This window comes from Bradyrhizobium sp. MOS001, from assembly GCF_004634465.1.
GTDB lineage: Bacteria > Pseudomonadota > Alphaproteobacteria > Rhizobiales > Xanthobacteraceae > Bradyrhizobium > Bradyrhizobium barranii.
Window position 1 is genome coordinate 286,341 of the sequence record NZ_SPVJ01000002.1, and the last position, 12,375, is coordinate 298,715.

Below are 12,375 nucleotides of genomic sequence, written 5' to 3' on the forward strand. Positions count from 1 at the left end.
GGTACCTGCCCCGCGAGCCCCGCAGGGACGTTTCGGGCCTATCCAAGGACACAAACTTGACTGATTCCGACAAGCCGACGCCGCTTCAGTCGCGCGCAAGCGGTCCCCTGACCGGGAAAGTACGGGTCCCCGGGGACAAGTCGATCTCCCACCGCGCCCTCATCCTGGGCGCGCTCGCGGTCGGCGAGACCCGGATTTCGGGCTTGCTCGAGGGCGAGGACGTCCTCAACACCGCCAAATCCATGCAGGCGCTGGGCGCCAGGGTCGAGCGCACCGGCGATTTCGCCTGGAGGGTGAACGGCGTGGGCGTCGCCGGCTTCGCCGAGCCCAGGGCGCCGCTTGATTTCGGCAACTCCGGCACCGGCTGCCGGCTCGTCATGGGCGCCGTCGCCGGCTGCCCGATTTCGGCGGTTTTCGACGGTGATGCCTCGCTGCGCAGCCGGCCCATGCGCCGGATCCTCGACCCGCTCGAGAAGATGGGCGCCAAAGTGGTGTCCGGCGGCGAGGGCGGCCGTCTGCCGCTGACCGTCCAGGGCGCGCGCGATCCGCTGCCGATCACCTACAAGACCCCGGTCGCCTCGGCCCAGATCAAATCCGCCGTGCTGCTGGCGGGCCTGGCCGCGCCCGGCACCACGACGGTGATCGAGACCGAGGCCAGCCGCGACCATACCGAGCTGATGCTGAAGCACTTTGGCGCCGACATCACCTCCGCGCAGGAGGGTCAGCACGGCCGCCGCATCACGCTCGTTGGCCAGCCCGAGCTGCACGGCGCCACCGTCGTTGTGCCCGCCGATCCCTCTTCGGCGGCCTTCCCGGTCGTCGCGGCGCTGATTGTCGAAGGCTCGGATGTCGTCCTGTCCGACGTGATGACCAATCCGCTGCGCACGGGCCTGTTCACCACGCTGCGTGAAATGGGTGCCTCGATCGAGGAAAGCGAAGTCCGGGGCGATGCCGGCGAGCCCATGGCGCAGCTGCGCGTGCGCGCGTCGAAACTGCGCGGCGTCGAGGTGCCGCCGGAGCGCGCGCCCTCGATGATCGACGAATATCTCGTGCTGGCGGTGGCGGCTTCCTTCGCCGAGGGCACGACCATCATGCGCGGCCTCCAGGAGCTGCGCGTCAAGGAATCCGATCGGCTTGAGGCCACCGCCGACATGCTCCGCGTCAACGGCGTCAAGGTCGAGGTCTCCGGCGACGACCTGATCGTCGAAGGCCGCGGCCATGTCCCCGGCGGCGGCACAGTCGCCACGCACATGGATCATCGCATCGCGATGTCCGCGCTGGTGATGGGCTGCGCCTCCGACCAGCCCGTGACCGTCGACGACACCGCCTTCATCGCCACCAGTTTCCCGGACTTCATCCCGATGATGCGTTCGCTTGGGGCCGAGTTTTCATGATCATCGCCATCGACGGGCCCGCGGCCTCGGGCAAGGGGACGCTCGGCAAGCGCCTCGCCCACCATTACGGCTATCGTCATCTCGATACCGGCGTCATTTATCGCGCGGTGGCCTACGCCGTGGTGGAATCCGGTCATGATCTCCGGGACGAGGCGGCTGCGGTGCAGGCTGCGCTGGAGCTTGATCCCGAAAAGTTCGGCAATCCCGCCCTGAAGACCCAGGAGGCCGGCGAGGGCGCCTCGATCGTCTCGGCGATCCCCAGGGTTCGCGAGGTCCTGCTCAATTTCCAGCGGCAATTCGCCGCCGATCCGCCCGGCGCCGTGCTCGACGGCCGGGACATTGGAACCGTGATCTGCCCCCATGCCGACGTGAAGATCTTCGTCGTGGCCGACCCCAGGGTCCGCGCCCACCGCAGGACCATGGAGGCCAAGGCGAGGGGCGAGGAGGCGGACGAGGCGGCGGTGCTCGCTGACATCATCCGGCGCGACGAGCGCGACAAGAACCGGCCGATTGCGCCCTTGAAACCGGCCCCGGATGCTTACTTGCTAGATAACTCCCAACTGGATATAGAAGGCGGCGTCCGGGCCGCCATCGACATTATCGAGGCCGTCCGAGCGGGCCGGTCGCGGGGTTAAGCCGCCGCCGTCATTGGAGGAAGCGCCCGCTCCCGCTCTTTGAGGTCGATAACCCCGGTCCCCTGTTTGGGCCCGGCGCGATCCAGGCTCCGGACCAAGATTTCCACGTATCGAACGCGCGGGCCTCAGCCGGCCCGCCTCCGCTGTTCCGCCTCCATGCCGGAGCAACGAGCGGTCGCTCGAAGGTCTTGCGGACCTTCCGACACTGCGTGTGCGATGCGCCCATGAACCCAACGGCCGGCACGACATCCGCAACTGGAGAACAAATGGCTTCGATTTCTGCTGATACCTATAGCCCGTCGCGCGACGATTTCGCCGCGATGCTCGACGAGTCCTTCGCAGGTGGCAACCTGCAGGAGAGCTCCGTCGTCAAGGGCAAGGTGGTTGCAATTGAAAAAGACATGGCCGTCATCGACGTCGGCCTGAAGACCGAGGGCCGCGTTGCCCTGCGCGAATTTTCCGGCCCCGGCCGTGAGAGCGAGATCAAGGTCGGCGACGAGGTCGAAGTGTTCCTCGATCGCATCGAGAACGCCCTCGGCGAAGCCGTGCTGTCGCGCGACAAGGCGCGCCGCGAAGAGAGCTGGGGCAAGCTCGAGAAGGCCTTCCAGAACAACGAGAAGGTCAACGGCGTCATCTTCAACCAGGTCAAGGGCGGCTTCACCGTCGACCTCGACGGTGCCGTGGCCTTCCTGCCGCGCTCGCAGGTCGACATCCGTCCGATCCGCGACGTTGCGCCGCTGATGAACAACTCGCAGCCGTTCCAGATCCTCAAGATGGATCGCCGCCGCGGCAACATCGTCGTCTCCCGCCGCACGGTGCTGGAAGAGACCCGCGCCGAGCAGCGTCAGGAGCTGGTGCAGAACCTCGAAGAGGGGCAGGTCATCGACGGCGTGGTCAAGAACATCACCGATTACGGTGCGTTCGTTGATCTCGGCGGTATCGACGGTCTGCTGCACGTCACCGACATCGCGTGGCGCCGCGTCAACCACCCGACCGAGGTGCTCTCGATCGGCCAGACCGTGAAGGTCAAGATCATCAAGATCAACCACGAGACGCACCGCATCTCGCTGGGCATGAAGCAGCTGCTGGACGATCCGTGGCAGGGCATCGAAGCCAAGTACCCGCTGGGTGCCCGCTTCACCGGCCGCGTCACCAACATCACCGACTACGGTGCGTTCGTCGAGCTCGAGCCGGGCATCGAAGGCCTGATCCACGTCTCCGAGATGTCGTGGACCAAGAAGAACATGCACCCCGGCAAGATCGTTTCGACCTCGCAGGAAGTCGAAGTGCAGGTGCTGGAAGTCGATTCCGTCAAGCGCCGCATCTCGCTCGGCCTCAAGCAGACCATGCGCAACCCGTGGGAGGTCTTCGTCGAAGGTCACCCGACCGGTTCGGTGGTCGAAGGCGAGGTCAAGAACAAGACCGAGTTCGGTCTGTTCCTGGGCCTCGAGGGCGACGTCGACGGCATGGTCCATCTCTCCGACCTCGACTGGAAGCTTCCGGGCGAGCAGGTGATCGACAACTACAAGAAGGGCGACGTGGTGAAAGCCGTGGTGCTCGATGTGGACGTCGAGAAGGAGCGTATCTCGCTCGGCATCAAGCAGCTCGAAGGCGACCCCTTCGCCGAGCCGGGCGATGTCAAGAAGGGCGCGGTCGTGACCTGCGAAGTGCTCGAAGTGAAGGAAAGCGGCATCGAGGTGAAGATCACCGGTACCGACTTCTCGACCTTCATCAAGCGTTCGGAGCTCGCCCGTGACCGCAACGACCAGCGCGCCGAGCGCTTCGCCGTCGGCGAGAAGGTCGATGCTCGCGTGATCCAGTTCGACAAGAAGGCCCGCAAGGTCCAGGTGTCGATCAAGGCGCTCGAAGTCGCCGAAGAGAAGGAAGCCATCGCGCAGTACGGCTCCTCCGATTCGGGGGCGACGCTCGGTGACATTCTCGGCACCGCGCTCAAGAACCGCGACAAGTAAGCGAAACGCCTGTTTCGCAACCATCAAAGCCCCGGCGTAAGCCGGGGCTTTTTTGTTGCGGCGTGCTCCGCTGTCGTCCCGGGGCGCGCGACTTGTCCGCCGTAGCTCGAAGAGCGAAGGCGGAAGCGCGAGCCCGGGACCCATAGCCACAGGATCGAGTTTGGCGAAGACTCGTGGTTACCAACTCGCGCGACAACTTCTCCCTGGGGGTATGGGTCCCGGCGCCCGTGCGCAATTGCGCACTAGGCGGGGATGACATTGAGTGCTTGGCTACCATCCGGCCTCGCGCAGCCTTGTTTTCTTCAAATTACGCCGCAATTGATGTATCCAGATAAGCCAATGGTCACGCTGTGACGGCACAACGCGCCCAGCCTTTCATTTGGAGATATTCCGATGTCGCTCGATTCGGACATCATCGTCGATCGCCGCAGGATTCGTCGCAAGCTGACGTTCTGGCGCGTGATGGCTGCGCTGATCGCGATCGCGGCGATCGCGGGCGTCGCGCTGATCGCAACACCCGGTGCGCGCGGCACGTTCGCATCCGCCGGCTCGATCGCGCGGGTCCAGATCGATGGCCTGATCCGCAGCGACTCCGATCGCACCCAGGCGCTGGAGCGACTGGAGAACTCGCAGGCCGCCGCCGTCATCATTCACATCAACTCGCCGGGTGGCACCACCGCCGGCTCCGAGCAGCTTTATGACTCGCTTGTGAGGCTGAAGGCGAAGAAGCCGCTCGTCGTCGTGGTCGAAGGCCTCGCCGCGTCCGGCGGTTACATCACCGCGATTGCGAGTGACCACATCATTGCCCAGCAGAGCTCGCTGGTCGGTTCGATCGGCGTGCTGTTCCAGTTTCCCAACGTCACGGAGCTGCTGAAGACCGTCGGTGTGAAGGTCGAGGAGGTGAAATCCTCGCCGCTGAAGGCCGCGCCGAACGGTTTTGAGCCGACCAGCCCCGAGGCACGCGCCGCGCTCGATGCGCTGGTGAAGGATTCCTATGCCTGGTTCAAGGGATTGGTGAAGGAGCGGCGTGGCATGGATGACACGCAGCTCGAAAAAGTCGCCGATGGCCGCGTCTTCACCGGACGCCAGGCGATCGATCTCAAGCTGATCGATCAGCTCGGCGACGAGAAGACCGCCGTGACCTGGCTGGTCGAGCAGAAGGGCGTCAAGAAGGGCCTCACCGTCCGCGATTACAAGCTCCAGCCCCGCTTTGGCGATCTGCCGTTCCTCAAAACGGCTGCCGTCGTCACGCTGGAAGCGCTTGGTTTAGGCTCGATTGCGCATCAGATCGGGCAAACCGGCGTCGCGCAGGCCGTCGATCGGCTCGGAATGGATGGAATGCTGGCCCTGTGGCAGCCGGCTGCGTCAAATTGATGGAACCGGGCGAGCTTCAGAGGCTTTTCCCGTCTGGCGGGTAGCGGGGCAGCCCGCTTTTTCGGCATTTGTCACGCATTTTCCCGACGCTCAACCTTCATTTAGCGTCTTGACAGATCACAGTATTTTCACGGAAATGGTCATCCGCACGCTTCCGGGTCCTATCTCTCGATGATCAAATCCGAACTTGTTCAGCGTATCGCCGAGCACAACCCGCATCTGTACCAGCGGGATGTCGAGAACATTGTGAATGCGATTCTCGAAGAGATCGTAGCGGCTCTCGCGCGCGGTGATCGCGTCGAGTTGCGCGGCTTCGGTGCCTTCTCGGTCAAGCATCGCCCTGCGCGCGCAGGGCGCAATCCGCGCACCGGCGCCCATGTACCCGTCGATCAGAAGAGCGTTCCGTTCTTCAAGACCGGCAAGGAAATGCGCGAACGGCTGAACCGCGACCATCCGGATCCAGGCGCGCCAGACTGAGACCGGCGTCAGGGTTTTCCGCGGTCGCGAGCGATGCGGCCGGAAGCTTGATTCAAGGCGAGCGAAGCGAGATGCGAAAGTTCCTGACCGCGCTGATCGTGATTCCGCTGGGCCTGATCCTGGTGACCTTTGCCGTCGCCAACCGGCATTTCGTCACGGTCTCATTCGATCCCTTCATTACGAACGACCCGTCATTCTCGGCGACGTTGCCGCTGTTCCTGCTCCTCATCCTGGTGGCTGCCCTCGGGGTCCTCGCGGGCGGCTGCGCGGTCTGGTTCGGCCAGCGGCGATGGCGGCGTGCGGCGCGCCGGAATGATGCGGATGCACGGGCTGCCAGGACCGAATTGGCCGATCTGCGGGCTCAGGCGGCCGCAGCGAAGCCCCAGCCCCAGCGCCTCCCCGTTCCCTCCGGGGTTGGCCTTTACGGGCCCATCGGGCGAGACAAGCAGCGCGCGACGTTGTAGAAGCGGCCGCAACCGAAAACCCGGTTTTCCGGCCGCAGACCCGCGGCCTTCACCTGCTTTGAGACCATGTCCCTGCTCGTCAAAATCTGCGGCCTGTCCACGCGCGAGACGCTCGAAACAGCGCTCGACGCCGGCGCCGACATGGTGGGGTTCGTGTTCTTTCCGCCGTCGCCGCGGCACGTCTCTCTGGAGCTTGGCCGCGACCTCGGCCGCCAGGTGAAGCGGCGCGCGCTCAAGGTCGCGCTCACGGTCGATGCCGATGACGCCACGCTCGACAACATCATGGACGCGTTGTCGCCGGATATCCTTCAACTCCACGGCAAGGAGAGCGTCGCACGCCTGCGCGACATCAAGCAGCGGTTCGGCCGTCCGGTGATGAAAGCGGTGCCGGTCGCAACCGCCGCCGATCTCGCCGTGCTGCCTGGCTACGCAGAGGTTGCCGATCGCATCCTGTTCGACGCGCGTGCGCCTAAGGACGCGACACGCCCGGGCGGCCTCGGCGCGGCCTTCGATTGGCATCTGCTCGAAAACCTGGAACTCAAGCTGCCGTATATGGTCTCGGGCGGACTTGATGCCCACAACGTCGCCGAGGCTCTTCGGGTCACGCGCGCCGGCGGTGTCGACGTCTCCTCCGGTGTCGAGAGCGCCTCCGGCGTCAAGGATCCCGAGATGATCAAGGCCTTCATTCGCGCCGCGCGCGCCACCCAAGATGCAAGTCAAGAGTTGAGCGTTCGATGAACATCGCCAAACCAAATTCCTACCGCAGCGGTCCCGACGAGCGCGGGCACTTCGGCATTTTCGGCGGCCGCTTCGTCGCCGAAACCCTGATGCCGCTGATCCTGGATCTGGAGAAGGCCTACACCGCGGCCAAGGCCGATCCGGCCTTCCAGGCCGAGATGAACGGCTATCTCAAGAACTATGTCGGCCGGCCTTCGCCGCTCTATTTCGCCGAGCGCCTCACCGAGCAGCTCGGCGGCGCCAAGATTTACCTCAAGCGCGAAGAGCTCAACCACACCGGTTCGCACAAGGTGAACAACGTGCTCGGCCAGATCATGCTGGCACGGCGCATGGGCAAGAAGCGCATCATCGCCGAGACCGGCGCCGGTCAGCATGGCGTTGCCACCGCGACGCTGTGCGCGCGTTTCGGCCTCGAATGCGTGGTCTATATGGGCGCCGTCGACGTCGAGCGGCAGCAGCCCAACGTCATCCGCATGGAGATGCTGGGCGCAACCGTGGTCCCGGTGCAGTCGGGCACGCGCACGCTGAAGGACGCCATGAACGAGGCGCTGCGCGACTGGGTCACCAACGTGCACAACACGTTCTATTGCATCGGCACGGTGGCGGGCCCGCATCCCTATCCGACGCTGGTGCGCGACTTCCAGTCGATCATCGGCAACGAGACCAAGACGCAGATGCAGGAGGTCGAGGGACGCCTGCCGGATTCGCTGGTCGCCTGCATCGGCGGCGGCTCGAACGCGATGGGCCTGTTTCATCCGTTCCTCGATGATCCCTCCGTTGAAATTTTTGGCGTCGAAGCCGCCGGCCATGGGCTCACGCAATTGCATGCGGCCTCGATCGCGGGCGGCCGTCCCGGCGTGCTGCACGGCAACCGCACTTATCTCTTGATGGATGCGGACGGCCAGATTCAGGACGCGCATTCGATCTCCGCCGGCCTCGACTATCCCGGCATCGGTCCCGAGCATTCCTGGCTGCACGAGATCGGCCGCGTCAACTATCTCTCCGCGACCGATGACGAGGCACTCGCGGCATTCCAGCTGCTGTCGCGGCTCGAAGGCATCATCCCCGCGCTCGAGCCCGCGCATGCCATCGCCAAGGTGATGGAGCTCGCGCCGAAGCGGCCGAGAGATCACCTGATGGTCGTCAATCTCTCCGGCCGCGGCGACAAGGACGTCCCGCAGGTCGGCGACATCCTGAGGGGCAAGAGCAAGTGACCACGCGTATCGATACCCGTTTCGCTGAGCTGAAGAAGCAAGGCCGCTCGGCCTTCGTCACCTATGTGATGGCCGGCGATCCCGATCTCGCGACGTCGCTCGATATCGTCAAGGCGCTGCCCAAGGCAGGCGCCGACGTCATCGAGCTCGGCATTCCCTTCACCGATCCGATGGCGGATGGTCCCTCGATTCAGGCTGCAGGTCTGCGCGCGCTCAAGAACGGCATGACCTTGAAGAAGACGCTGGAACTGGTGCGCGACTTCCGCAAGGACGACAACGTCACGCCGCTGGTGCTGATGGGCTATTACAATCCGATCTACATTTACGGTGTCGACAAGTTTTTGGCCGATGCCAAGACGGCCGGCGTTGACGGCCTGATCATCGTCGATTTGCCGCCGGAGGAAGACGACGAGCTCTGCATTCCCGCGCTGAAGGCGGGCCTGAACTTCATTCGCCTCGCGACCCCGACCACCGACGACAAGCGCCTGCCCGCGGTGCTCGCGAACACATCAGGCTTTGTCTACTACGTCTCTATCGCCGGCATCACCGGTGCCGCGGCGGCGGATGCGAATGCCGTCGGTGAAGCTGTCGCGCGCATCAAGCGGCATACCAAGCTGCCGATCTGCGTTGGTTTTGGCATCCGCACGCCAGAGGCGGCGCGCGCCATTGCCGAGAAGGCCGATGGTTCGGTGGTCGGCACGGCACTGGTCGATGCACTCAAGAACAGCCTCGATGCCGAGGGTCGCGCGACCGCCAAAACCGTTAACGCGGTAGCCGAGCTGACCGCGGCCCTGGCCCAGGGCGTCAAGGGCGCGAAAGCTGCGGCGGAATAGGCCATAATTCCGCTTCTGGGGCGGGCGAACACGGCGGCTTGCCGGGCAGAGGCCCGGCCGCCATATATCCTTCAGGCGGCCCTTTCGCGGGGCTCGCACATCGGAGCAAACCATGAACTGGCTTACCAATGTGGTCCGGCCGAAGATCCGCAACATGCTGCGGCGAGAGACGCCGGAGAATCTGTGGATCAAGTGCCCGGATTCCGGACAGCTCGTGTTCTACAAGGACGTCGAGGCCAACCAGTTCGTCATCCCCGGCTCGAACTACCACATGCGCATGGGCGCGGTGGCGCGTCTGAAGTCGATCTTCGACAACGAGACCTGGTACGACGTCGCGCTGCCCGACGTCACGCCCGATCCGCTCAAGTTCCGTGACGAGAAAAAGTACGTCGACCGCATCAAGGATGCCCGTGCGCGCACCAATCTGAACGATGCGATCAAGGTCGGCTATGGCAAGCTCGAAGGCGCCGCCGTCGTCGTTGCCGTGCAGGATTTCGATTTCATGGGCGGCTCGCTCGGCATGGCCGCGGGCGAAGCGATCGTGCGTGGGCTGGAGCTCGCCGTCGAGAAGAAGTCGCCGTTCGTCGTGTTCGCCGCCTCGGGCGGAGCCCGTATGCAGGAAGGCATTTTGTCGCTGATGCAGATGCCGCGCACCACGGTTGCCGTGCAGATGCTGCGTGAAGCAAAACAGCCCTACATCGTCGTGCTGACCAACCCGACTACCGGCGGCGTCACCGCGTCCTATGCGATGCTGGGCGACGTGCAGATCGCCGAGCCCGGCGCGCTGATCGGCTTCGCCGGCGCGCGCGTGATCGAGCAGACCATCCGCGAGAAATTGCCGGAAGGCTTCCAGCGTGCCGAATATCTGAAGGATCACGGCATGGTCGACATGGTCGTGCATCGTCACGAACTGCGCCCGACCTTGGCGCGGCTGTGCCGCCTGCTGACCAAGGCGCCGGCGCAGGAAGGCGCATCGAAATCGGTGCAGCCGGTCGTCAGTCCGGCGCAGATCGTCTCGGCCGCCGAGACGGCGCCGGCCGCGCCGCACGCGTGAACGCGTCCTCTGACAGCGCAAAGCCGCCGCTCGGTGAATTGATCGGGCGGCTGTCGGCCCTGCATCAGAAGCGTATCGATCTCGGGCTTGAGCGGATGCACCGCCTGCTCGAGCGGCTCGACCACCCCGAACGCAAGCTGCCGCCGGTGATTCACATTGCCGGCACCAACGGCAAGGGCTCGACGCTCGCTTATCTGCGCGCGACGCTGGAGGCCGCCGGTCTGCGTGTCCATGCCTACACCTCGCCCTATCTCGTCCGCATCAACGAATGCTTCCGGCTCGGCCGCGTCGGCGGCGGGGTGCTGGTCGGCGACGATGAATTGCGCGCGGCGCTGGAAGAGGTCGAGCGCGTCAATGCCGGCGAAGCCGCGACCGTGTTCGAGCTGAAGACGGCTGCGGCGTTTCATCTGTTCGCACAGAACCCGGCCGATGTGGTGCTGCTCGAAGTCGGCCTCGGCGGCCGGCTCGATTCGACCAATGTGGTCGACACGCCGGCGGCCTGCGTGATCACGCCGATCAGCATGGATCACATGGATTTCCTCGGCGATACGCTGACCTCCATCGCCGGCGAGAAGGCCGCGATCATCAAGCGCGGCGTGCCCGTGATTTGCGCCGAGCAGACGGGCGAGGCGATGGCCGTGATCGAGGCGCAGGCGAGGCGCATGCGCGCGCCGCTGTTCGCCGCGAACGAAAGCTGGCACGTCAATGTCGAGCATGGACGCCTGGTCTATTCCGACGAGCGCGGCCTGATGGATCTGGCGGCGCCGCGCCTGTTCGGCCGTCACCAGTTCGACAATGCCGGCCTTGCGATCGCGACGCTGCGCGCGATTCCGGCCTTCAAGGTCAACCAGGCGGCCTTCGAGGCAGGCATCGTCGGCGCCGAATGGCCGGCGCGGATGCAGCGCATCACCTCGGGCGAGCTGCTTGCGCTCGGACCGCAGGGCTCGGAGATCTGGCTCGACGGCGGCCACAATGCCGAAGGCGGGCGCGTTGCAGCAGCCGCGCTCGGCGATCTCGAAGAGCGGGTCTCGCGGCCGCTGGTCGTGATCGCGGGCATGATGGCCAACAAGGACGCGCAAGGTTTTCTCGCCAATTTCGCCGGCCTGACCCGTCACATCATCGCGGTGCCGATCCCCGACACCGAAAATGCAATGCCGGTCGACCGCCTCGCGGATGCCGCGCGCAGCCTCGGCATGCGCGTCGAGAGCGCGCCCGGCGTCGAAGCCGCGCTGCGCGGCCTGGCGAAGCTCGCCTACGAAGTGCCGCCGCGCATCCTGATCACCGGCTCGCTTTATCTTGCCGGCCATGTGCTGGGCATCAACGGCACGCCTCCTGCATAGTCGGTCTCGTGTCCCGGACGCGGTGCAGCGTGCAACGCTGCTCCGCAGAGCCGGGACCTAGAATGCCGCAACATGGGCCCCGGCTCTGCAGCGCACCGTTTCACGCTGCGCTGCGTCCGGGGCAAGAGAGACTACCAATGCGCTTTGCCGCGATCGCCGACGTTCACGGGAACCATCTCGCGCTGGAGGCGGTGCTTGCCGACATCCGTGCGCAAGGCATCGCCGACATCGTCAATCTCGGCGACATGCTGAGCGGCCCGCTCGATGCGCGCCGGACCATCGAGATCCTGATGCAGCTCGACGCCGTGCACGTGCTCGGCAATCATGACCGCTACCTGCTCGACCGCCCGCCGGAAGAGATGGGCTCGTGGGACCGTCCCGCCTACGAAGCGCTCAACGCCGCCCAGCTCGACTGGCTGCGCGCGCAGCCGATGACGCGGGTGTTTCGTGAGCAGGTCTTCCTCTGCCACGCGACGCCGGATGATGACGAGGTCTATTGGCTCGATACCGTGCATTCCGACGGCACGGTGGCGCTCTCGCCGCTCGACCGCATCGAGCAGTTCGCGCAAGGCATCACCCAATCGCTGATCCTCTGCGCCCACACCCATCTTGCCCGCGCGGTGCGGCTGCGCGACGGCCGGCTGATCGTGAACCCCGGCAGCGTCGGCAGCCCCGGCTATCGCGACGTGCATCCATTCCCGCATGTCGTCGAAGCCGGCACGCCGCACGCGCGCTACGCGATCCTCGAGCTTGTCGGGAGTGCATGGCAGGTGACGTTCCGGCACGTCGCATATGACCACGAGGCGATGGCTGCACTCGCGCGCCGCAATGGCCAGCCGGAGCTGGCGAATGCATTGGCGACGGGGTGGATCGGATAGAGGC

At 65.2% G+C, this 12,375-nt stretch carries 12 protein-coding genes; all 12 read left to right on the forward strand.

Annotated elements, in window-relative coordinates:
- The first annotated feature begins 56 nt into the window (after positions 1 to 56).
- The 12 genes from aroA to CT676_RS04865 all read left to right on the forward strand — a co-directional run bounded on the left by aroA (position 57) and on the right by CT676_RS04865 (position 12,371).
- Entirely contained in the window at positions 57 to 1,394 is a 1,338-nt protein-coding gene (aroA, locus tag CT676_RS04810; protein WP_063980174.1) for a 3-phosphoshikimate 1-carboxyvinyltransferase, read from the forward strand.
- Entirely contained in the window at positions 1,391 to 2,029 is a 639-nt protein-coding gene (gene cmk / locus CT676_RS04815; protein WP_063980173.1) for a (d)CMP kinase, read from the forward strand. Before aroA ends, cmk begins: the two co-directional genes overlap by 4 nt.
- A gap of 266 nt (positions 2,030 to 2,295) precedes the next feature.
- Entirely contained in the window at positions 2,296 to 3,999 is a 1,704-nt protein-coding gene (gene rpsA, locus CT676_RS04820; RefSeq protein WP_063980172.1) for a 30S ribosomal protein S1, read from the forward strand.
- Positions 4,000 to 4,392: 393 nt separating this feature from the next.
- The gene (sppA, locus tag CT676_RS04825; RefSeq protein WP_085405021.1) at positions 4,393 to 5,373 is read left to right on the forward strand and encodes a signal peptide peptidase SppA; all 981 of its coding nucleotides are present in this window, start codon (positions 4,393 to 4,395) and stop codon (positions 5,371 to 5,373) included.
- 171 nt (positions 5,374 to 5,544) lie between these two features.
- Positions 5,545 to 5,850 carry an integration host factor subunit beta gene (locus tag CT676_RS04830; protein ID WP_007598410.1) on the forward strand — a complete coding sequence of 102 codons (306 nt, stop codon included), beginning with the start codon at positions 5,545 to 5,547 and terminating at the stop codon, positions 5,848 to 5,850.
- A gap of 71 nt (positions 5,851 to 5,921) precedes the next feature.
- Entirely contained in the window at positions 5,922 to 6,314 is a 393-nt protein-coding gene (locus CT676_RS04835) for a lipopolysaccharide assembly protein LapA domain-containing protein (protein ID WP_135214038.1), read from the forward strand.
- Between the two features lie 66 nt (positions 6,315 to 6,380).
- Complete coding sequence (locus CT676_RS04840; RefSeq protein ID WP_135214039.1) at positions 6,381 to 7,052, forward strand: phosphoribosylanthranilate isomerase; 672 nt, start codon at positions 6,381 to 6,383, stop codon at positions 7,050 to 7,052.
- On the forward strand, positions 7,049 to 8,266 hold the full coding sequence (trpB, locus tag CT676_RS04845) for a tryptophan synthase subunit beta (protein ID WP_135214040.1): 1,218 nt from the start codon (positions 7,049 to 7,051) through the stop codon (positions 8,264 to 8,266). The genes CT676_RS04840 and trpB overlap by 4 nt, the downstream gene beginning before the upstream one ends.
- Complete coding sequence (gene trpA, locus CT676_RS04850; protein ID WP_135214041.1) at positions 8,263 to 9,099, forward strand: tryptophan synthase subunit alpha; 837 nt, start codon at positions 8,263 to 8,265, stop codon at positions 9,097 to 9,099. The genes trpB and trpA overlap by 4 nt, the downstream gene beginning before the upstream one ends.
- A 112-nt stretch (positions 9,100 to 9,211) precedes the next feature.
- On the forward strand, positions 9,212 to 10,153 hold the full coding sequence (gene accD / locus CT676_RS04855; RefSeq protein WP_135214042.1) for an acetyl-CoA carboxylase, carboxyltransferase subunit beta: 942 nt from the start codon (positions 9,212 to 9,214) through the stop codon (positions 10,151 to 10,153).
- Entirely contained in the window at positions 10,150 to 11,493 is a 1,344-nt protein-coding gene (locus tag CT676_RS04860) for a folylpolyglutamate synthase/dihydrofolate synthase family protein (RefSeq protein WP_135214043.1), read from the forward strand. The genes accD and CT676_RS04860 overlap by 4 nt, the downstream gene beginning before the upstream one ends.
- A 137-nt stretch (positions 11,494 to 11,630) precedes the next feature.
- A complete protein-coding gene (locus CT676_RS04865) occupies positions 11,631 to 12,371 on the forward strand; it encodes a metallophosphoesterase family protein (protein WP_135214044.1) in 741 nt (246 codons plus the stop codon).
- Positions 12,372 to 12,375: the final 4 nt, after the last annotated feature.